The following is a 21,208-nucleotide window of genomic DNA, read 5'->3' as shown; positions in this document are numbered from 1 at the left end:
TATGAATTCAACATTAAACATACAGCAAAACACAACTCCTTATTTACCTCAAGAAATACCGTGGATATCGCGCATTATCAATCCACTTTTATGGGTTTTATTTACATGTAGTATCGTTTTAATAGCGCTGTATTTTACTACAGATTTAGACTGGACTTTTGGTTCATATTTTAGAATAAACGGTTTAAGCTTAAGCATTTTTGCCACGGTTGGCTTTTTTGGAGCAATAATTAGTACCTACGCCAAAAATTACTTGCAAGGATTTAAATATCAGCAGTTATTTTCAATTTACAGCTTAGGCTTTATTCTTTCTGTATTGCTTTTTGTCAGTGCTAATCATGCTGCATTAATTGTAGGCAGTTGGTTTTTTATGGGTTTATTCATGGCAAAATTAATCGGGGTAAATTCAGATTGGGGCGAAGCAAGAGCAGCTTCAAATTATGCACTTGGTTTTTTTACAGCAAGTAGTGTCCTTCTAGGAGCAAGTTTGGTATTGTTAAGTTACTACGCTAATACTTGGTTCATCAATTCAATTTTTGAACAACTAAACACAATTCCATCTCATATTGTACTTATTTCAGCATTATTACTCATTGTAGCTGGACTTATACAATCTGCACTTTTTCCGTTTCATAGATGGTTATTATCGGCTATGACTGCCCCTACTCCAGCTTCGGCTTTGATGCACGCTGGTTTTATTAATGGAGCAGGAATATTGTTTACTTTGTTCGCTTCAGTTTTAATTGCTTCAAATACACTAACCTTATTATTTGTACTGGGTGGATTTACAGCTATTATTGCTCAATTTGTCAAATTATTGCAAGTAAACGTAAAGCATAAATTGGCTTGTTCTACCATAGCACAAATGGGTTTCATGGTTATGCAGTGTGGATTAGGATTTTTTAATGCTGCCATAGCACATTTAATCCTACATGGTTTTTATAAAGCCTATCTGTTTTTGTCTTCAGGAGAAGAAATTGAAATGAGTACTCCTAAAAAACCAAAGAAATTAAAAATACAATTTATTCAAGCTGTTTTAGTAGGCATATTTGGTTTAGCTGGAGCAGCCTTGTTTATGTTCTTAACGGGTAAAGATTCGTTTACCAACAGCAGTATATTTTTAACCTTGGTCATTGCTATAACCGTTGGGCAAACCACTTATAATATTGTAAAAGAGAAAAGCTTTAGCTTCATCAAACGCATATTTATTTCAGCTGGACTTTTTATAGCAGGAATTGTAATGTACGCACTTATGTACAATGGTGTAAGCCTGCTACTGCATGAATTGAGTTTTAGTGTTGTTCCACAGAAACTAACTGCTATTGAAATTTCTTTTGGAATACTTTTTCTAGTTGGTTTCTTTTTAATGAAACTAGGAATTTACAGAAAAACACCTTGGCTTTATGTAAAGCTACTCAATTTAACACAACCCAATAAAAACACGGTTTTAAAATTTAAATCTTAAAAAATGGAGACAAGTAAACTTTTAAATACCATACAAAAAGCATCTCAGGTAGTGGGAACAACATGGCCATTGTACTCATTTGTAACTTCAAACCCATTATCTGGATATGAATCAAATCCTTTTCAAAAAGCTTGTGCAGATGCATTTAAGAAAACAGGAAATATTACTTATCCAGAAGCTTCTTTCTATACACAAGCCATAGAAAAAGGCTTATTGAAAAAAAACAAAGTTCAACAGATTTTAAATGAACAAAAATTTGACGGAAGTATTGAAGATTTTTTGAATGAATTAGAAGTATTTAGGAAGACAACTTATGTAAACCCAACTCACAAAGTAGACCGAATATTGGTAAAATGGCTTAGTGCATTTTTAGATGAAGGTCTTGCCGACTGGCAAATGCCAGATAAAGAAAAAGGTTTTTATAAGGCTTGGGTAAATTTAGCAAAATACGATGGCGATTTAAGAATACCCAAAAATGAAAAATTTCCAAAATCAAGTATGGAAGTAATTCAAGCTTTCTCTTCTAGTTTAACCGAAAAAGAACAATTAAAAAGCTTCGAAAATCACTTTGCAGCATTGCCAGGATGGGTTGGTTATATCAAGAATAGAAAAGTCAACAACACAAATTGGAATAAAAACTATCCTTTAGAATTAACGGATTATTTAGCCGTTAGAATGCTAATTGCAAAGCATTTAAATCTCGATAAAAGTCAAGGTTTTTCAATTACAAAATCACAAAAACAATTGCTCCTTATTGCTCAGCTGTGTTTATTAGAAGTTGAATTGGCTTGGCAGCAAAAAATGGTGAATCAACTTGAGCTAGAAAATAAGAAAACAGAAAGCAAAAATAGACCTGATGCGCAATTGGTATTTTGTATCGATACCCGATCTGAATTAATTAGGAGAAATATTGAAACCAAAGGCAATTACGAAACCTTTGGCTATGCAGGTTTTTTTGGAATAGCAATGGATTACGAAGTGCCGTTTTCAGGAATTAGCCGTAAATCCTGTCCACCTATTTTGGCATCTGCCTATAAAGTAACCGAAAAAGAAAAAAATCATACGCAAATAAAATTTAAGGAACTAGAAGTAAAATATAAGCAGTCTGCTTTTAAAGGATATTTTTTAAGACGAATGAAAAACATTCTTCCTTCAGCTTTTGGTTTCGTAGAAGGCGCTGGTCTTGCTTATGCATATCAATTGATCAATAGAACTTTTGGCATAGCTAAAAACACGAATGACATGGATTCTTCTTCAATTGAAACAACATGCGAAACAGAAATTCATAAAGCAGTAGACCAAGGAAAACTGAGTATTGACGAGCAAGCTCAAATAGTTCAATCAGCTTTCTACTTAATGGGTTTTAAAGAGTTTGCTCCTTTAGTTGTATTTGCTGGTCATGGTAGCCATACTGCTAACAATCCATTTGCATCTAGTTTAGATTGTGGTGCTTGTGCTGCAAGTCCAGGAAGACATAATGCCAGAATGATTGCTAAACTTGCCAATTCAAAAGAAGTAAAAACTGTTTTGCATGAAAAATATGGAATTACAATTCCTGAAGACACTTGGTTTTTAGGAGCTGAGCACAACACCACAACAGATGAAATAATTTTATTTGATGCCGATACTCCAAAGCCTTTTGAAGAAAAAATAAATCAACTCAAAATCGATTTAGCAAAAGCACGAGAAACTGCCACAGCAGAACGTTTAGGAGAAAAAAATAGCACAAAAAAAGCCGTTAGAAAATCGACAGATTGGTCAGAAACCAGACCAGAATGGGGACTTGCAAAAAATGCTGGATTTGTTATTGGTCCGAGAAGTTTGACTGAGCAAACCAATTTAGAAGGACAATGTTTCTTGCATTCTTACGATTGGAAAATGGATGAAGATGGAAGTGCGCTTAACGCCATATTAAATGGACCAATGGTAGTTACACAATGGATTAACAATCATTATTATTTCTCTACAGTAGATAATAATAATTACGGTAGTGGGTCTAAAATCACGCACAACATCACAGGTAAATTTGGTGTGATTCAAGGAAACGGTGGTGATTTAAAAACAGGGTTGCCCTTACAATCAGTTAAACTATCGGATAAAGAAAATTACCATCAACCACAGCGATTATCTGTTTTTGTAAATGCCCCAAAACAAAGAATTGACAAATTAATTTCGGAAAATGAAAAGATTAGAGAATTAATTGAAAATCAATGGATTCATTTATTGGTAATCAATCCACTTGAAAATAATAAAGTAGAAAAATTCACCAAAAGTGAAAAGTGGAATCAAATTCCAACTGAAAAAGAACCTGCTTTAGCTGATTTATAGTACTATTTTGTTTTGATGTTTAGTTGCCGCAAGCCAGTAAGTTTTACTTCTGGCTTGCTTGCATTTTAAAAGGGTTTAAAACCAAACATTATTACTAAAACATAAAACCATTTTACCGCTAATAAAAAAACCCTTGATTTACAAGGGTTTAAGTGGTAATTCTGTGACCTCGGCAGAATTTTTTTAACGTCGTTTTCAAAGCAAAAAAGACTAAATCTGACGCTTTTTCTAGCCTTTTCGAGCCACTTCTTGAAAATTTAACACTATAAAGTAGACATAAATGGACATATGTGGACAAACATGTGGTCAAACTTTTTCTTGTTTTTTGACCACCGATTTAACTTTAAAATCAATAAAAAATAATTAATTATGAAAGTAAATTTTAAGATTAGAAAAGGAAAAAAGACAAACACAATTTTGCTAGATTTTAGACATGGCAGAACTATTCGTTACAGAACTACAACTGGATTGACCATTAGGAAAGGCTCAGAAAAATACTGGGATGCTAAAAAGGGTAAAATCAAAAAACCTAACGACATCAACAATTCAGATTCAATCAACAAACAACTTAATGAATGGGAGAATGATATTGAAAAAGCCATTATCAACCTTATTAACGATAATAAATTAAGCCAATTAAACTGCGTTAGAGAGATTAAAAAAATAATAAAAGGAGAAAGTGAGGAAGAACAAGATAGCAGTGTGACTAAAACAAAAGTTATTTTAGACTTTTTTGATTGGTTTGTAAAGTATTATTCAAAGAACAACTCTCCAACCACCAATAAACCACTAACATCAGGTACAATTAGAACCTATAAAAACAGTAGGAATTATCTGAGTAAATTCCTCAAATTTAAGGGATACAATAAATTTAGCTTTGAAGATGTGGATGAACAATTTTATCATGATTTCATTTCCTTTGGCAAAACCAGAAATTACTCTTTAAACTACATTGGTTCAAATATTCAAAAGTTAAAAACCATAATTAGCTACGCTTATGATAAAGGCGTTCATAAAAATCAAGAATTTAAGAAAAGATATTTTTCAAAGTTTAGTGAAGAAATAAATCACCCTTATTTAAATGAAGTTGAGTTAGAAAAGATTAGACAACTTAAGCTAAGCTGTAAAATAGAAGATAACATCAGAGATGTTTTTTTAGTGGGTTGCTATACAGGATTAAGGGTTGGTGATTTAACTAAATTTCTTAAAAACCCGAAAACGCATAAAAAAGGCGATAAATATTATATTAAGTTGAATCAAAATAAGACTGGTAACGAAGTTTATGTACCTATAAACTCTAATATAGAGAAGGTTCTCAATAAAAGAAACGGGAAATTCCCAGATTACATACATCAAAATAAGCTTAACGCTATAATTAAATCAATAGCGAAAAGAGCGAAAATCACTACGGATTATACCTTAGAAAAGACATTAGGAAATGAAAAAGTAAGCATAACAAAACCTAAGTATAAATTTGTATCCTCGCACACCGCAAGACGAAGTTTTTGTACGAACGCTTATAATGCAGGCGTGCCTCCGCATTTAATTATGGTTATCTCTGGTCACAAATCCGAAAAGGTGTTTGACAACTATATTAAAGCTGATAGTTTGCGAAAGGCAATGCAGGCAGCCGACTATAGCTATTTTCAATAAACTTTAAATAGCAGTCAAAAAACCACTTCAACCGAAGTTGTTTTTTTGCTGTGTCTGTAACTGAATTAATTTCATAACTTGATAAAAATCTATTTCACGTAAAATAATTTGTTATTTTTAAAAATAAATTTTTAAGATTCTTTAATTAACTTTCTAAGTAAATGACAATTGAAAACTACATCAGTAATTTAAACCAACGCTACAAACTCGGAAACGCAACCGAACATACCTTTCGTGGTGACCTACAACAACTTTTAGAAACCTTAGTGCCAAGTATTAGAGCTACCAACGAACCGAAAAGACAAAGTTGCGGAGCACCTGACTACATTTTGACTAAAAAAGATATCCCTGTTGGATTTATTGAAGCTAAAGACATTGGCGACAAAGACCTTGACGGCACTAAGAAAACAGGCAATAAAGAACAGTTTGACCGCTATAAAGCGTCCTTAGATAATCTCATCTTTACGGATTACGTCAATTTTCATCTGTACCGAGAAGGTGAATTTGTGACTAGCATAGCTATTGCTGAAATTACAGAAAACGGCATCAAGGCATTACCTGAAAACTTTGGCAACTTTGATAACCTCATCAAAGATTTCTGCGTTCACATTGGGCAAACCATTAAAAGCCCAAAGCGTTTAGCCGAAATGATGGCGGGTAAGGCTCGCTTACTTTCTGATATTATCGAAAAGTCCTTAACCAGTGATGAAGAAAACCAAGAAAACTCTACGCTTAAAGAACAAATGTTAGCGTTTAAAGAGATTTTAATTCACGACATTACACCACAAGGTTTTGCAGACGTTTACGCTCAAACTATTGCTTACGGAATGTTTGCAGCTCGTTTGCACGACCCTACTTTGGATAATTTTAGCAGACAAGAAGCGGCTGAACTGATTCCAAAATCCAATCCGTTTTTACGAAAACTCTTTGGCTATATTGCTGGTCCCGACATTGACGACCGCATTAAATGGGTAGTAGAAAACCTTGCTGAAATCTTTTTGGCGTGTAATGTGAGTGAGATTTTAAAGAATTACGGGAAAGCCACCAAAATGGAAGACCCAATTATCCATTTTTACGAAACTTTCCTAAGCGAATACGACCCGAAATTGCGTAAAGCTCGTGGCGTATGGTATACACCGCAACCCGTTGTCAATTTTATTGTTCGTGCAGTTGATGACATTCTAAAAACGGAATTTGATTTACCGCAAGGTTTGGCAGACACCTCCAAGACAAAAATAAAGGTGAAAACAGATATTGCCGATAAAAACTATAAAGGAGGCTACCGTACTACTGACCAAGAAGTACACAAAGTACAAATTCTTGACCCAGCCACAGGCACAGGAACGTTTTTAGCAGAAACCATCAAACACATTCACAAAAGATTTGAAGGGCAACAAGGCATTTGGAGCAATTATGTAGAAACTCATTTATTACCTCGTTTAAACGGTTTTGAGTTACTAATGGCGAGTTATGCAATGGCACACCTTAAATTGGATTTACTATTGACCGAAACAGGATTTAAACCAACAACCAACCAACGATTTAAAGTTTACTTGACGAATAGTTTAGAAGAACACCACCAAGACACAGGAACTTTATTTGCAAATTGGCTGAGTACAGAAGCTAATGAAGCCAACCACATCAAACGAGATACACCTGTAATGTGTGTTATTGGAAATCCGCCTTATGCTGTAAGTAGCACAAATAAAAACGATTGGATACAAGATTTAATTTCTGACTACAAGAAAAATCTCAATGAACGTAAAATCAATTTGGATGATGATTACATCAAATTCATTCGCTACGGACAACATTATATCGATAAAAATGGAAGTGGCGTTTTGGCTTACATTTCAAACAACAGCTTTATTGATGGAATTACACACCGTCAAATGCGTAAACACCTTTTAGAGACTTTTGATAAAATTTACATCTTGGATTTACACGGAAGTGCCAAGAAAAAAGAAGTTTGCCCTGATGGAAGTCCTGATAAAAATGTCTTTGATATTATGCAAGGTGTTTCAATAAATATATTTGTAAAAACAGGTCAAAAAAAGAAAACAGAATTAGGCGAAGTTTTTCATTTTGATTTGCAAGGAAAAAGGAATTACAAATATGAAACCCTTAACGCCTCAAGTATTTCAGAAATAAAATGGACAAAACTTGCTTTTAAAAAACCTTATTACTTTTTCGTTCCGAAAGATTTTGAATCTGTAGAAATTTACAAACAAGGTTTTAAAATAGATAATCTCTTTCAAGTAAATAACTCAGGTGTTTCAACTGATAGGGATTCATTGTTTCTTGATGATAACACAAATAGGCTATCAGAAAGAATAAATATTCTTCTCAAGGGAGAGTATGAGTCAAAATTCAAAGATGAATTTAACGTAAAGGATAGTAGTGGTTATCCATTACTTAAACGTATTTCAAAAAAAGAATTTTCTTCTGAATTTATTATAGACTATCACTATCGTCCTTTCGATATTAAAAAGATATATTTTGATAAAACAATAATTAGCAGGCCTGCAAAGGGCATTTCTAATCACTTTAATAAGAAGAACATTTATTTAATCGTCCCACGTCAAGTAAATAAAGAGTTTCATCATATTTTTTCAAGTAGATTAATATGTGATAGTAATATTACTTCAAGTGCACGTTTATTTGGTGCGGGAAAACTATTTCCACTTTACCTCTATTCAGAAACTAACGGACAACAAACGATTGAACAAACAGAAGAAAGAACACCAAATCTAAAAACTGAAATCGTCAATCAAATAGCAGAGAATTTAGGTTTGACTTTCACCAATGAAAAAGACACTTCGACTGCGCTCAGTGTGACACCCACTACTTTTGCCCCCATTGATATTTTAGATTATATCTATGCAGTTTTGCATTCACCAAACTATCGTGAGAAATACAAGGAGTTTTTAAAAATTGATTTCCCAAGAGTTCCCTACCCAAAAGACCAAGATACGTTTTGGCAATTGGTAAAATTGGGCGGGGAAATACGCCAAATCCATTTGTTAGAAAGTCCAAAAGTGGAGCAATACATTACGCAATACCCAATAAATGGCAATAATGAAGTGACCCGCAAAATCACTAAAAGCAGTCCTGGTTATGTGCCTGACAATGAAACACAGGGTAAAGTTTGGATAAACGATGAGCAGTATTTTGAGAATGTGCCATTAGTGGCGTGGGAGTTTTACATCGGTGGTTACCAACCCGCCCAGAAATGGCTCAAAGACCGTAAAGGACGCCAATTAGAGTTTGACGATATTTTGCACTATCAAAAAATTATCATCGCTCTAAGCGAAACAGATAGGCTGATGAAGGAGATTGATAAAATTGATTTTATTACTAAACATGAATAAAACAGATTTTTGGAAAAATTTTAGCTTAGGTACTGAATTAGAAATTTCAGGCAATTTTATTTATAATAGCTTAAAAATTATAGATACAATAAATAACTATGATTATCCAGAGGAAGTTTTTGAGTTATTATATAATACCTCTGTTGGTTTTGAACGTTTAATGAAAATAGCTATTATACTTTTAGAGCATGACGGTAATAATTATAAAGAAGTTGTCAATAAAAAATTTGAAAGTCATAATCTAATTACACTTCTAGATAGAATTAAGAAAAATTCATTATATATAGGTGTATCAGAAAGAGCTTTTTTACATCTTTTGAGTAATTTTTACAAGCATATTAGATATGGTAGATATAGCCTAAATGAAGAAAATAATTACCAAAAAGATAAAGATGCTTTTAAACACTTCATTTTGAAATATTTAAAAACTCAAGATGATAATTTTCGTAACACAGTTGAAATCAAATCATTTTTATTAAATATTATTTCCAAAATTGCAACCGAGCTATATAGGGTTATTAAAGAAAATGCAAAAAGACAGAATATAGATACTTACCGTTTAAAGCCAAACGGAAAAGCTTACCAAATTTTTATTCTTAATGATTTTAGCTTTGAAAATCAGAATCGTTTAAAAATTGAGCTTTTAATATTTTTATTGAATACTAAAGATTTAGACATTGTAAAAATTTTAAAAGGTATAGAACCATTACACTTTGATATTTCAAATAGTAAAGGACTAATGAAATCAATCTTATTTGAACACAACCTAAATGAATACTCTGACTTTCTTGAACATCATTACGATGAATTATCGAATATAGAAGAAAGACTTAATATTTTGGATTTTATATGGAAAGTTTAAAAAAACCTTAAATTACAACATAAAGAAATTAAAAAGCATTGATAAACTATGAATCCAACGCTATAAGCCTTACATATTGGCAAAAGTTCTAAAATGTCAAGTTTTTAGCACCATAAACTTGACATTTATAAAAAGTAAGTATATTTGCACTATGCCATTAGCAACAGAAATACGCAAAAAAATAAAATCCTTCCCCAAAGGAAAAACCTTTGGATATGACGATTTGCGCATTGCTAAAAACGACTACACTACTGTGGCTAAAGCACTGGAACGTCTAAAAAACCAAGGCGTGATAAAAAAACTTTCAAAAGGGGTGTTTTATAAACCTGAAAAAACAGTGTTTGGCGAGTTAAAACCAGATTACAGCGAATTGCTTCGTCCCTATTTATTTGAAAATGGTAAGCGAGTAGCATACGAAACAGGTACTTCATTATACAATCGTTTAGGCTTGACTACTCAAATGGCATTCCGCACAAAAATTGCCAGTCGTAAAAAGCGCATCAACATCAATCGGGAGAATTTAAAAGCAGATGCCGTAAAAAGCTATGCAGAAGTTACGGATAGTAATTATGAGATTTTGGGTTTATTGGATGCCTTCAAAGACATTAAAACTATTCCCGATTGTTCCATTGTTCAGGCGATAAAAAGACTAAGTAGCATAGTCAATGAACTCAACGACAAACAAACCGAATTATTCATTAAATATGCCTTAATGTATCCGCCAAGAGTAAGAGCATTGGCAGGTGCAGTTCTTGAAAATTTGGGTACAACCCCTAAAGGCATTGAACAACTAAAAGAAAGCCTCAATCCACTCACAACTATAAAATTGGGAGTAAATAAAGGAGAATTGCCTAACCAATCAAATTGGTATATCGAATGAAGTTGCACAAAAACATAACTTTATACAGAGATGCTATTCGGTTTACCGCTCAACAAATGAAGCTAAAACCCGAATATATTGAAAAAGACTATTGGGTAACCTATGCTTTGTTTAGCATTTTTAAAAGCGAAATAGGAAAAGAAACCATTTTTAAAGGTGGTACAGCATTATCTAAGTGTTACCAGCTTATCGACCGTTTTTCGGAAGATATTGACTTGGTGGTTTTAAGGCGTGAAGGAGAAACAGGCAACCAATTAAAATCAAAATTAAAAAGAATAAGCCAAGAGATAGAAACCGTATTACCTGAAATTTCCATAGAAGGCATTACCCATAAAATGGGAATGAACCGCAAAACTGCACACGCCTATAATAAAGAATTTAAAGGCAATTACGGTCAGGTAAGAGATGCCATTATTTTAGAATCTACTTGGCTAGGCTATTATGAGCCATTTACCACAAAAAACATCATTTCATTTGTTGGACAAATGATGTTAGAGAATAAGCAGTCTGATATTGCAGAAGAAAACGGCTTACTGCCTTTTGAATTATTGGTACTAGAACCCACGAGAACCATCTGTGAAAAAATAATGAGCTTGGTTCGTTTTTCCTACAGTGAAAATCCTATTGCGGATTTGAAAAAGAAAATAAGGCACATCTACGATTTGCATCAGCTTTTAAAACAAGATGAATTTTTAGGATTTTTTCATTCAAAGGCTTTTGATGAAATGCTGATAAAAGTTGCCAATGATGATGTGGTTAGCTTTAAAAACAACAATCAATGGCTTATTCATCATCCAAACGAAGCACTTATTTTTAAGAATTTAGAAAAGGTCTGGAACACGATATCAACCACCTATTCCAATGATTTTAAAGACTTAGTTTATGGTGATTTACCAAACCAAGAAGATATTTTAACTACCTTAAAAATGATTCAAACAAGATTAAAAGGCATTTCTTGGACAGTAAAAGTTGAAGAATAAACTTGATAAATAACTTTTTTCTTAAAACGCCAAAAGCTTGTCAACTATAATTACCCTTAACAAAAAACCCACTAAAGATGAGTGGGTTTTAAAAAAAGTTCTATTGTTTTTGATAGGGCATTTTCTTACTAGACTTTCGCATTAATTGGTTTACAATCCTTGAATGAGTACTTCCTAAACCACCAGATATTTTATGCTCGTAGTTCCATATTAACTTTTTATTTTCACAATCATTAATACTCAGAGTTGTTCCAACTTCATTTGTGTTACCGCCAAAGCCAATTAAAGTTAAAGCAATAGCAGCTCCATCAGACATTGGTCTTGATAACGAAAAATTAGAAGATAATGTACCATCTACCCCTAAAACTTCACATATTTCAGAGATTGTTAATGGATTTTCTGGATAGCCAGCTTTTTTCAATAAAGCATTGGTAGTTGTGAGCTGTTGTATTTCTTTATCTATTTTCCCCTGCATTTTGCGTTTTAACAACCAAGAATATATTTCATTTTGAAAATTAATTGATTCTCTTTTTTGTTGTTCTATGATAGCATCGGCATCAACCTTTTTTCGTGCTGCAATAGTAACTTTTGGAGGCAAAATAGCAACTACTTCTTGTTTGTTTGCTAAACTAACCGCATCAGGACTGTAGAATATTTTAGCACAAGATGTGAGTGACAATACCGCAACAGCCAGAAGCAGTAATTTTTTTGTTGATTTCATACAATTAGATTTAGAATTCATAAGACAATTCAAGTATAACATTTGATAAAAATGATTCACTAACAAAAATGCTTTCAACTGGAAAGTTATTGGTATTAAAATATAAATCAAGTTCAATACTGTCCATAAGCTCAGTTACAGGGTCTTCATCTTCATCATAATCAAATATTGCAAGTACTATGTTATCATCATAATCCTGAATTGATATTGGTTCAGAAGGGGTAAACTCTAATTCAGATAAAGAATCTTCAACATTTATATAATTAATGACAGGAAAATATAAAGTTTCCAAAGTAGTCCCATTGATAAGTTGAACATAAATGTCTGGGTATTTATCATCACTTAATAAGTCCAACAAAGAGTTATCCCAATAATCTCCATTTGGCTTAAGAAGCGGAAATGATGTGATAGTAATTTTGTTTATCAAAATAGCTGATGGGTCTATTTGGCTTGAACAATCCGAACCTGCATAACCTTCTGAACAATCACATCCACAATCAACGGTTTCTATACCACCGTTTAAACATTCAATTGGTGTACAGGCATCGTCAGAATCATCACTTGAGCAGGACGTTGTAATAAATAATAATAGACTTAAGGTAATAATTAAATTTCTCATAATTAAATGATTTAATTACCGCCAAACCCAAACAGTGTATGTTTATAAATGAAGAAGCGTGGGTTTGTGCCAAATCCGTGCTGAGGTTCTGACAAAACCCAATACCAAGATAAGGAACACCCACGCTAATCGTGAGCGTATTTCCTTAACTATCGTGGTATTTTTGAAATTGTCAGATTTCAGCACCAATAATTAAAGCAACGCTTTATATTTTATTGTTAACAAATATATGCTAAAATATTGTTTTTTAAAATAATATTTATTTTCAAAATATTATTTTGGAAAATGTAATTTTTAACTTCTTAGGTGGTATGGAGATTATTATCAATATAATTAGTATAAAACCATCTAACTGTAAGTTTAAAAGAATATGGGTTATTAATAATCTATAATTTTGGTAAATATTTATTAGGTATCTCTGATGTAATATGATGAGAGCTTATCTTACCTTTGAAATTAAGTTATTTTTTTTGTGGATACGGCAGACATTAATAAAGGTTTTTAGAATCAACAAATGATGACAACTAATATAAGTTAAAGGTTTAAATTAGGTATAATTTATCCAATGCTATATTTATAGCCAATTTGATAGAAAGAAAAAAGGCAAAAAGCTTCTATTTTATAACTTTATTACTCTTCTAAAATAAACAGTTATGCAGTATTGGCTTTAAAGATATAAACAAAGGTGAATGTTTGACTTTAAATGACCTTTAATTAGCTTGTAGCTATTAGCGCAAAACTATTGGTTTTACTGCTTCTCAATGCTTATTTAGCCGTAGTTTTTGACCTTTATGATAAAGCTTGATTAATTAAACCTTATTTCTTTGCTTTTAAGTATTAAAATCGACCTTTCGCAATCATATTTATCACGTTTTACCTTTTAAAGGTGTTATTATCCTTTAAAATATTTATTTTGATGCTGCTTGTTTTTAAAAAAATCAAGCTTTTTAGTAGGTTAGCATTAATAAAATCAGCTTAAATCTTTTTTTAATTGAAAAATAATATTCCATTTTTAAATTTAATTTTACCTTTTTAAGGTATTATGCTTATCTTAATAATTTATAGTCTCAGCGGAAATAAGCTTTTTTAAAAATTGAAAGTCTTAATCAGGCGCTCATTTAGTTCTGCTTCTTCTAGTTCTAGATAAGCTTTTGTAGTATCATAGCTACTGTGTTGCAAAAAATCTCGAGCTACATCTAATCCATTATTCTCGTAAACTAATAATCCAGAAGCTTTACGAAAACTATGGCTGCTAAGGTTATAACCTTTATTCTTAGCTCGCTCATAATCAATTTTGAAGTGTTTTCGCAAGTTTCTATTAACCCAAGTTTTAGAATAAGTACAAGAGTATTTATCATTCCTAAAAACATCAGTGTGACTACACAATTGAACTAAATTGTAAGTTTTTATACTTATTGGTCGAATTGCTTTTTTTCTTGTTTTTTGAGCTATAAACTTAACATAGCAAGATTCATTTTCTTTAAAAAAATCTATTTTTTTAAGCTTTAAGATGTCGCCAACTCTTAATCCTGTTTCCAAAGCTATATGAATATAGAGAGTAAAAGCTGAAATACGAGAATCTGCAAAAATTTTCGCTCTTTCAAAATTTATTGCTAACGATTTTTTATTCATAACTAAAGTGTTTATTAAGTGAGATTATAAGCTAAATAATGAATACTAAATTTGACTCATCCTTCTAATTGCTATTATAATGGGCAATGTTTATTAATTACTATTATTAGACTGCATCGTTTGTGTTAAGTCGTTAAAATTAGATTTGGCATATGCTAAAACTTTAAATACAAAACCTAATCCATAAATAACACCTACACCTAACAAAGCATATTTTGCAAAAGCTAAAGCTTTGCTAGACAAAATACTTTCTACAAAATCTTCTTTAGCCTGTTCGGCTATACTATTCTTTTTCATTTTCCTTATTTTTAAATTCATTATTTTTCTCTAACAACACAGCAATAATAGTTAAGGCAATTACTCCAAAACCAATAACAAGAAATGCAGTAAGCTTTCTGTTAGTTTGTATAGCTGTTTCTATATAATCTGAGCTTTCTATGTTATATATCGGTATCGGCATCTTTTTGGATTTGAAATTGATTATTATCTAGTCTAGTAATTCTAATGTTGTATAAGCCAAAGCAGGGATAGTTACCAAGCTCAATTAAATGAGTAAGTAAATCAAAATTATAACCTCTGCCTATTAAAAAATCTTTACTAACCAACACTTTTTGTTTACTATCCAAAGCGATTTCCAATATGCTATAATTATAAAACAGCTTCTGATTGATACGTTCTAAAGGCAACCTCTTTTGTCTGTATTGTTGATTATAATATGCTATTCTATTTTTACTTGAAGCGAATTTTTGATTACTACGCTTAGGTTTAAATAACTCGCCACTAAAAGGGCATTCTCTTAATTGTTTCATCTTTATACATTTTGCATTAATTAATTTTCAAACTCTTTGAAGCTCCATATGTTCTTTTGCGATACCCACGTTCAAATACCTCCTTTTTTTTTAAGTATTTTTCAAAGCGCTTTGCATTACGGACAAAAGCTCCGTGAATAGATTTCTTATGAAAGTCAATTTTTAAAGCATCTGGATATTCAGATTTTGTAATTTGATTAGTAGCGATAGCTAGGTGATAATGCTCACCAAAATTTTCATCACCAACATCATAAACCCATATATAAGCTATAAGGTTTAAACCTTGAGCTTTACATCTACGCCTTATCTTTTGAACTATAGGAGTAACTGATATTGAAACATTGTAAGGAATACCAAATTCAAAGAATTGATATTTATTTCTATTTTTATATTTTGTAAAAAAATGGCTTATTAATTTATTTCTTTTATATTTAATAGAATCAACATCACTAATTCGAACATCTTTGCCAGTGTTCAAATCTTTAAATATTTTTTCATACATTTCTTGCTTTGGTGCTGAAATATTTTTGGTTAACTTAGTGTCTTTATTAGACTTCTCCCTTAAAGGTATTTTGTATTTAAATTTTAGCATTGTACTGTTTTTAGTAGTTAGATATTCTTTTGAAATCGCTTTGAAATACGCTTGAATAAACTTTCTTTTTAAAGGTCATAATCTATCGATTGAATTAAGTTTTTTTGACCTCTTGCCAATATGCTTTTTAAAGAAGAATATTGACACAATTAGAAATTGTTTTGATAAATGGGTTTAGGAGATACTAAATTCTCTTTTTTAAGACTAGAAGAATAAATTAAAACTCTAGTACTACCAAATGGTTTAAAGCCGTTAATACGACCATCACGAAGCATTCTGTCAATCGTTTTGGTGCTAACGCCTATTAATTCGGCGGCTTGTTTTCTACTGATATAATTCATTTTTTCCACTTTTGTAATTTGATGTAAAACTAATTTATGTTCTGAAAGCTACACACGTAGAAAAAGTGTTAAAGGAAGAAAAAGCTACGGATGGTAATTGAAAAGTTTTTAGTAAGCACTAAGCAGAAATTGTACAGGGGATGAAAAATATTTAAGAAATGCTAGTTTCTAGAAAGGTTATCACAAAGGCGAACAAAGTTTTCTTCATCTTGATAATTACCAAAAACAGGCTGAAAAAGTGGGACTATAACAATTCTAGTAATATTCTTCAAAATACTAGACGCCCTATATTTTGTCTTTTCATTATCTACTTTTAAAGGTTTCAAAAAGGAATTATAAATTTCTTTTCTAGCTGTAGTATGCTTTGCATAAGGCTGTATTAATACCAAAAAATAATTTAAATTTTCGATTTGTGTGAGTTTTGCACTTTCACATACATTATTCAAGTAATCTTTAGAAGATTTTTTTTTTGAAAAATCGTTAGAATTTAAAGTGTGTAATCGTTTTTCAACTTCATTTTTTAATGATTTAAAGTCAAAACTGAAAGATGTTCCTAAATCGCTTTGGTGATTTTGTGGTACAGGAAATTCAATTGATTCAGAAAATAAGACAAACAAATATTTGTATAATGATTTAAAAAGGTTTTGATAAACAATCGACTTATCAATCTCTGCATAATCAAAATCTTTTATCTTATTTAATTCTATTTCAATTTCACTAATATTTAAACGGAAATTAATTGCTGACTTTAAAAGACGGTTATCTTCATTTTCAAGACTTTTAAAAGTGTTTTTTAAAATCTTCCACTTATCAATTTTAAACATATCATCAGAAAAAATTACTGAAGGATAAATCGAAATTAGCATATTAAAAAAATCATATGGTTTCCTATCAGATATTTCATTAAACAAATTTTCAAATTTACGCTGGTTAGGGTCTGATTTCAAAATATGCCCCTTGGAGTTAACTAAATTGATATTGAAAGAGACAAAGTTTAAAAGATGTCTTTGAATATCTTCGGGTGATGATAAATTATGATTATCAAAATCTTTAAACCTAAATAAGTCGAAATTTGAATTTATATTATATATTTCCATTAGTTATTTGTGGGCAAAAATGTGGGCAAACAAATATAATAAAAAAACCCTAAACACTTACAAAATAAGTATTTAGGGTTATTAAAGAGTGACCTCGGCAGGATTCAAACCTGCAACCTTCTGAGCCGTAATCAGATGCGCTATTCAGTTGCGCCACGAGGCCGATTTGGGAGTGCAAATATAGTCTAATTTCATAGTTAAGCAAATTCAGTTCAAGAATTTTTTAACTTAAGTGTTTACAAAAAATTCAATTTAGTTTTTAATCAACTTTTCGGTAATTACTCCCTGATTGGTTTGTAGTTGCAAGAAATAAATTCCAGTTTGTAAATCTTCAACTTGCAAAATAGAAGAATCAACTTTTTTACTAAAAAGATATTTTCTTCCATTTAAGTCAAAAATCGTAACCGAAGTAACAATTAATTCATCTGGAAAATCTACATATAAACGATGGGTAAAAGGATTAGGATATATGTGTACTTTTTTATTCTCAAAATCAACTGTATTAAGCGATTCACAATCAATAGCAGTTCCAATTTCAGTTTCTAAATTGCCATTTTCTACCCACCAATGTTCCCAACTTCCGCCGTTTCCACTTTCCCAATCATATACATCAAAGCTGTTATTTCCGGTAGCTGTTCCTGGAATTTTGTATGCTTTAATAGCTTCATTATTCAAATTCCAAGTTAAAGGTGTGTCAGCACTAAATTGTTCAGGAATAAAATCTTCAACACAGTTTACTTGAATAAAATATGCAAAATCATCAAAATTTGGAAACTCACCAAAAACACTAGCTTCTCCATCTTGATCAATACAAATACCAACAAATTCTTCTGCAGCAATGCCAAAAGCACGTTCTCCTGTTTCATCTACAATTCTGGACAAAAAAGCAATATGTCTTCCTTTTCTGTCTGGATTATCGTAATGTGTATCCGTGATGGTATTTTCTAAAAACGGAAAGTCTAAAAAACTACCTTGACCAATGGAAACCGAGTTATGAAACGGATCATTAAGCGCATCAACCGAAGTAACCGACCCGTTGATGGCATCAAAATAAAACTCGCTCATAATAGCCATTCCTGCGCTGGTTCCACCAATAGGAGCTTGCTTCACATTAACATGTGCATTCAGCAAATCCATAAAGGCATTGTCTTTAAAGTAATTCACGTAAGTAGCTTGATTTCCACCGGCAAACCAAATGGCTTCTGCATTGGCAACTTTATCCAAAACATAAGGATCTATTGAACCATCTTCGTTATTAATCACCAAAGTTTCAACTGAATTGATAGTCACTCCCAATTCATTAAAAAAATAATTGTTGTAAGCATCGCTACCCGAAGTTCGAATAACCACCACATCACCACCATCAGCTCGATTTAAAAACCATTGCATGGCATTGTCGTCTTCCTGAGCTCCACCCATCAGGCAAATACCAAAATTGGGTTGTGTATCTACATCAGTTGTATTCCCTATAACATAACTTTCATAATCTTGCGAAAGCCCAAGCCAACTCAAGCACAAAAAAATAAGTATAAATAGATTTCTAAACATCAGTTTTTATCTTCTAATAAAGGTACAAATCTAAATTCTCCGTAGGTTTCTTTTTCAAAACTTTTTTGGCTTTTCCGAATCAAAACGGTCATAATTTGTGGATCTTCACCAACAGGAATAACCAACTTCCCGCCTACTTTTAATTGAGCCATTAAAGCTTTTGGTATAAAAGGCGCTCCTGCCGTAACCAAAATTTTATCATAAGGAGCATATTCTTTTAAGCCTTGATAACCATCTCCAAATGAAGCATATTTGGGTCTAAACCCTAATTTTTTCAAAAATAAACTTGTTTTTTTATACAATTCATGCTGTCGTTCTATGGTGTACACCTTTGCTCCCATTTTGCACAAAACTGCAGTTTGATATCCACTACCTGTACCTATTTCAAGAACTTTTTCACCTTTTTTTAAAGCTAATAATTGCGTTTGAAAAGCAACGGTAAAGGGTTGAGAAATAGTTTGTCCTGCAGCAATCGGAAAAGCCTTATCTTGGTAAGCATGATCTTCAAAACTCGAATCCAAAAACAAATGCCTAGGAATTTGCAAAATCGCATCCAACACGGCACTATCTTCAATGCCTTTCTCTTTTAGTTTTTCAACCAAAAGTTTACGTTTGCCCTGATGTCTAAAATTATCTTCCAAATTATATAATACGCTATTTATAAGAAAGCTATTTTAACAGCTTCAATTTTAAAACCTTTTTTAAAACACTAAGTAAATAATGAGTAGAAACCGAACTTACAAAAGCGGTTGCACCAAGTTTACCTCCAAAACCTTCAAACAATTTTAAAGACTGACCGTAAACTATTCCACAGAATATACTTGCAATAACAACAAATCCGTAACCTCCAACTTTGGGACTTGTCATACCAACAAAACTGCCTGCAAAAATAACGTAAGCTAAATGTGGCATCTTTAACAAATAGCTTAAAAGCGCACCTAGTAAACCAACACAGCAAGATGCAACAACCACATTTAATCCAATTCTTTGAAAAAAGTAAGTTAACATTGCTCCACCAAAACTAGCAAAAACCCAAATTAATTGATGCATCATCTCTTCTTTATTACAAAAGCAAAAATAAGCATTCAATTAAGCAAAAAACAATGAAAATATCGAATAGATTTTTTTAAGGCGGCTTTAGCCCGCTTTTCGTTTTTACGCTTCCCTCTTCAGCATTATTTTTATGCAATTTGCTAGAGCTTCTAAAGTCGCTCTACAAAAGGCTAAAAATATAAGCTTCAGCTGTGCAGGGTAACCACTACAATCGGTAGCTGAAATCTAGTAACCAGATTTTTTGTAATCTGTGAAACAAAACGGTGAGCTCGCGGATTTGTGAGTTCGCGGATTTGCAATCCGTGAAACCGATATACGGCATCTGTTTGTGTTTAGTTCTGCGGTTGCTTAATACAATAATTCTATTTCTCAGGCATGAGATACCACATCAAGTGTGGTATGACAGTTAATTTTGTAATTTATCTTTTTAAAGTAAAATTCGCTTTAAACTCTTTTCTAACTCCACTTGATGGTTCTTCATACTGAACACTGAACCAATAATCGTTTCCAGGTAAGGCTTTTCCGTTATAGGTGCCATCCCATCCTGGACTACTTGGACTGAGTTGTTTTAATAGCTTTCCGTATCGATCAAAAATGTAAATCTTTGCATTACTTTGATTCGCTAATCCAATAATATTCCATCGGTCGTTGTAACCGTCTTCATTTGGAGTGAAAAATTGGGGATAATCAATCAACGAAACAGGGATTGTTACTTCTCCACAACCGCCTACATCTCTTCCGCGTACTACTCGGTCGCCTGCTTCTAAATCAGTGAAGATAATGCTTTGTTCTCCTTCGGATAAACTTCTCCAAGGTCCGTTGTCTATCGAAAACTCATAATTGCCATCGCCTTGAATGTTGGTTACCTCTACACTATGGCTCCCATCAAAGGCTTGACTCAATACATTCACTTCAAAATCCGGTCCATTGCTTTGAATGATTTCGGCTGTGCTTGATGCTTGACAACTCGTCAAGTTGTTGGTTAAATCGGTTACCGTTACCGTGTAGGTTCCAGGTCCTTCTACCGCATAAGCACTTCCTGTAAAAGCTATTGGGTTTCCGTTGAGTGTCCATTCAAAAGCGTAATCTTCTTCGCTGAGTTCGGTGTCTAATATCGGTGGAGAGAAGTCGGTTTCAATCACTTCACCAGTTTGGGGGTCAATACATACAATCGCTCCATCCATGTCTGTAATGTCTACTAGTGGTATTGGATTGACTCTGATTTCAAAGCTTTGCTGTTCAGCTGAGCTACAGAAG

Annotated in this window: 20 protein-coding genes and 1 tRNA gene; 7 read left to right on the top strand and 14 right to left on the bottom strand. The window is 32.3% G+C overall.

Annotation, left to right across the window (positions count from 1 at the left end; translation table 11 throughout):
- Position 1: 1 nt before the first annotated feature.
- The 7 genes from IEV72_RS05030 to IEV72_RS05000 all read left to right on the top strand — a co-directional run bounded on the left by IEV72_RS05030 (position 2) and on the right by IEV72_RS05000 (position 11,539).
- Positions 2 to 1,465, top strand: a complete 1,464-nt coding sequence (locus IEV72_RS05030) for a proton-conducting transporter transmembrane domain-containing protein (RefSeq protein ID WP_188458008.1) — start codon at positions 2 to 4, stop codon at positions 1,463 to 1,465.
- Between the two features lie 3 nt (positions 1,466 to 1,468).
- A complete protein-coding gene (locus IEV72_RS05025; protein ID WP_188458007.1) occupies positions 1,469 to 3,793 on the top strand; it encodes a DUF2309 domain-containing protein in 2,325 nt (774 codons plus the stop codon).
- A gap of 369 nt (positions 3,794 to 4,162) precedes the next feature.
- Positions 4,163 to 5,446 carry a tyrosine-type recombinase/integrase gene (locus tag IEV72_RS05020; protein WP_188458006.1) on the top strand — a complete coding sequence of 428 codons (1,284 nt, stop codon included), beginning with the start codon at positions 4,163 to 4,165 and terminating at the stop codon, positions 5,444 to 5,446.
- A gap of 161 nt (positions 5,447 to 5,607) precedes the next feature.
- Complete coding sequence (locus IEV72_RS05015) at positions 5,608 to 8,817, top strand: type ISP restriction/modification enzyme (RefSeq protein WP_188458005.1); 3,210 nt, start codon at positions 5,608 to 5,610, stop codon at positions 8,815 to 8,817.
- Complete coding sequence (locus IEV72_RS05010) at positions 8,810 to 9,679, top strand: hypothetical protein (protein WP_188458004.1); 870 nt, start codon at positions 8,810 to 8,812, stop codon at positions 9,677 to 9,679. The genes IEV72_RS05015 and IEV72_RS05010 overlap by 8 nt, the downstream gene beginning before the upstream one ends.
- A 151-nt stretch (positions 9,680 to 9,830) precedes the next feature.
- Positions 9,831 to 10,559 carry a DUF6088 family protein gene (locus IEV72_RS05005; protein ID WP_188458003.1) on the top strand — a complete coding sequence of 243 codons (729 nt, stop codon included), beginning with the start codon at positions 9,831 to 9,833 and terminating at the stop codon, positions 10,557 to 10,559.
- Positions 10,556 to 11,539 (top strand): nucleotidyl transferase AbiEii/AbiGii toxin family protein, encoded by a 984-nt coding sequence (locus tag IEV72_RS05000; protein WP_188458002.1) that lies wholly within the window; start codon positions 10,556 to 10,558, stop codon positions 11,537 to 11,539. Before IEV72_RS05005 ends, IEV72_RS05000 begins: the two co-directional genes overlap by 4 nt.
- A 100-nt stretch (positions 11,540 to 11,639) precedes the next feature.
- Here the strand turns inward: IEV72_RS05000 and IEV72_RS04995 are convergent, their stop codons facing one another.
- From IEV72_RS04995 to IEV72_RS04930, 14 genes are all read right to left on the bottom strand, one after another.
- A complete protein-coding gene (locus IEV72_RS04995) occupies positions 11,640 to 12,260 on the bottom strand; it encodes a hypothetical protein (protein ID WP_188458001.1) in 621 nt (206 codons plus the stop codon).
- A gap of 10 nt (positions 12,261 to 12,270) precedes the next feature.
- Positions 12,271 to 12,879 carry a hypothetical protein gene (locus IEV72_RS04990; protein ID WP_188458000.1) on the bottom strand — a complete coding sequence of 203 codons (609 nt, stop codon included), beginning with the start codon at positions 12,877 to 12,879 and terminating at the stop codon, positions 12,271 to 12,273.
- A 1,086-nt stretch (positions 12,880 to 13,965) separates the two neighbouring features.
- Complete coding sequence (locus tag IEV72_RS04985) at positions 13,966 to 14,511, bottom strand: tyrosine-type recombinase/integrase (protein WP_188457999.1); 546 nt, start codon at positions 14,509 to 14,511, stop codon at positions 13,966 to 13,968.
- 93 nt (positions 14,512 to 14,604) lie between these two features.
- Positions 14,605 to 14,808 carry a hypothetical protein gene (locus IEV72_RS04980; RefSeq protein WP_188457998.1) on the bottom strand — a complete coding sequence of 68 codons (204 nt, stop codon included), beginning with the start codon at positions 14,806 to 14,808 and terminating at the stop codon, positions 14,605 to 14,607.
- Positions 14,795 to 14,971 carry a hypothetical protein gene (locus IEV72_RS04975; RefSeq protein WP_188457997.1) on the bottom strand — a complete coding sequence of 59 codons (177 nt, stop codon included), beginning with the start codon at positions 14,969 to 14,971 and terminating at the stop codon, positions 14,795 to 14,797. The genes IEV72_RS04980 and IEV72_RS04975 overlap by 14 nt, the downstream gene beginning before the upstream one ends.
- The gene (locus IEV72_RS04970; RefSeq protein WP_188457996.1) at positions 14,952 to 15,320 is read right to left on the bottom strand and encodes a hypothetical protein; all 369 of its coding nucleotides are present in this window, start codon (positions 15,318 to 15,320) and stop codon (positions 14,952 to 14,954) included. Before IEV72_RS04970 ends, IEV72_RS04975 begins: the two co-directional genes overlap by 20 nt.
- 16 nt (positions 15,321 to 15,336) lie before the next feature.
- Positions 15,337 to 15,912: a hypothetical protein gene (locus IEV72_RS04965; RefSeq protein WP_188457995.1), complete on the bottom strand. Its 576-nt coding sequence runs from the start codon at positions 15,910 to 15,912 to the stop codon at positions 15,337 to 15,339.
- 149 nt (positions 15,913 to 16,061) lie between these two features.
- Complete coding sequence (locus IEV72_RS04960; protein ID WP_188457994.1) at positions 16,062 to 16,253, bottom strand: excisionase family DNA-binding protein; 192 nt, start codon at positions 16,251 to 16,253, stop codon at positions 16,062 to 16,064.
- Between the two features lie 161 nt (positions 16,254 to 16,414).
- Complete coding sequence (locus tag IEV72_RS04955; RefSeq protein WP_188457993.1) at positions 16,415 to 17,350, bottom strand: hypothetical protein; 936 nt, start codon at positions 17,348 to 17,350, stop codon at positions 16,415 to 16,417.
- An 89-nt stretch (positions 17,351 to 17,439) separates the two neighbouring features.
- Positions 17,440 to 17,513: transfer RNA gene (locus tag IEV72_RS04950), tRNA-Arg, on the bottom strand.
- An 89-nt stretch (positions 17,514 to 17,602) separates the two neighbouring features.
- On the bottom strand, positions 17,603 to 18,898 hold the full coding sequence (locus IEV72_RS04945) for a T9SS type A sorting domain-containing protein (protein ID WP_188457992.1): 1,296 nt from the start codon (positions 18,896 to 18,898) through the stop codon (positions 17,603 to 17,605).
- Complete coding sequence (locus IEV72_RS04940) at positions 18,898 to 19,539, bottom strand: protein-L-isoaspartate(D-aspartate) O-methyltransferase (protein WP_188457991.1); 642 nt, start codon at positions 19,537 to 19,539, stop codon at positions 18,898 to 18,900. The genes IEV72_RS04945 and IEV72_RS04940 overlap by 1 nt, the downstream gene beginning before the upstream one ends.
- Positions 19,540 to 19,567: 28 nt before the next feature.
- Positions 19,568 to 19,951, bottom strand: coding sequence for a hypothetical protein (locus IEV72_RS04935; RefSeq protein ID WP_188457990.1), 384 nt, complete (start codon positions 19,949 to 19,951; stop codon positions 19,568 to 19,570).
- A 419-nt stretch (positions 19,952 to 20,370) separates the two neighbouring features.
- Positions 20,371 to 21,208, bottom strand: an 838-nt coding sequence (locus tag IEV72_RS04930) for a T9SS type B sorting domain-containing protein (RefSeq protein ID WP_229731811.1), incomplete at its 5' end; no start/stop codon positions are given.

Origin of the sequence: Psychroflexus planctonicus, assembly GCF_014640195.1 — a bacterium.
Classification (GTDB): Bacteria; Bacteroidota; Bacteroidia; order Flavobacteriales; family Flavobacteriaceae; genus Psychroflexus; species Psychroflexus planctonicus.
This window is presented reverse-complemented; position numbering and strand designations above follow the sequence as displayed.

Excerpts from the sequence above, each read along its gene's own strand:
- IEV72_RS04995 (WP_188458001.1), bottom strand. The coding sequence starts at position 12,260 with ATGAAATCAACAAAAAAATTACTGCTTCTGGCTGTTGCGGTATTGTCA.
- IEV72_RS04975 (WP_188457997.1), bottom strand. The coding sequence starts at position 14,971 with ATGCCGATACCGATATATAACATAGAAAGCTCAGATTATATAGAAACA.
- IEV72_RS05005 (WP_188458003.1), top strand. The coding sequence starts at position 9,831 with ATGCCATTAGCAACAGAAATACGCAAAAAAATAAAATCCTTCCCCAAA.
- IEV72_RS04970 (WP_188457996.1), bottom strand. The coding sequence starts at position 15,320 with ATGAAACAATTAAGAGAATGCCCTTTTAGTGGCGAGTTATTTAAACCT.
- IEV72_RS04960 (WP_188457994.1), bottom strand. The coding sequence starts at position 16,253 with ATGAATTATATCAGTAGAAAACAAGCCGCCGAATTAATAGGCGTTAGC.
- IEV72_RS04965 (WP_188457995.1), bottom strand. The coding sequence starts at position 15,912 with ATGCTAAAATTTAAATACAAAATACCTTTAAGGGAGAAGTCTAATAAA.
- IEV72_RS04955 (WP_188457993.1), bottom strand. The coding sequence starts at position 17,350 with ATGGAAATATATAATATAAATTCAAATTTCGACTTATTTAGGTTTAAA.
- IEV72_RS04935 (WP_188457990.1), bottom strand. The coding sequence starts at position 19,951 with ATGATGCATCAATTAATTTGGGTTTTTGCTAGTTTTGGTGGAGCAATG.
- IEV72_RS05015 (WP_188458005.1), top strand. The coding sequence starts at position 5,608 with ATGACAATTGAAAACTACATCAGTAATTTAAACCAACGCTACAAACTC.
- IEV72_RS04985 (WP_188457999.1), bottom strand. The coding sequence starts at position 14,511 with ATGAATAAAAAATCGTTAGCAATAAATTTTGAAAGAGCGAAAATTTTT.
- IEV72_RS05025 (WP_188458007.1), top strand. The coding sequence starts at position 1,469 with ATGGAGACAAGTAAACTTTTAAATACCATACAAAAAGCATCTCAGGTA.
- IEV72_RS05020 (WP_188458006.1), top strand. The coding sequence starts at position 4,163 with ATGAAAGTAAATTTTAAGATTAGAAAAGGAAAAAAGACAAACACAATT.
- IEV72_RS05030 (WP_188458008.1), top strand. The coding sequence starts at position 2 with ATGAATTCAACATTAAACATACAGCAAAACACAACTCCTTATTTACCT.
- IEV72_RS05000 (WP_188458002.1), top strand. The coding sequence starts at position 10,556 with ATGAAGTTGCACAAAAACATAACTTTATACAGAGATGCTATTCGGTTT.
- IEV72_RS04990 (WP_188458000.1), bottom strand. The coding sequence starts at position 12,879 with ATGAGAAATTTAATTATTACCTTAAGTCTATTATTATTTATTACAACG.
- IEV72_RS04945 (WP_188457992.1), bottom strand. The coding sequence starts at position 18,898 with ATGTTTAGAAATCTATTTATACTTATTTTTTTGTGCTTGAGTTGGCTT.
- IEV72_RS04980 (WP_188457998.1), bottom strand. The coding sequence starts at position 14,808 with ATGAAAAAGAATAGTATAGCCGAACAGGCTAAAGAAGATTTTGTAGAA.
- IEV72_RS05010 (WP_188458004.1), top strand. The coding sequence starts at position 8,810 with ATGAATAAAACAGATTTTTGGAAAAATTTTAGCTTAGGTACTGAATTA.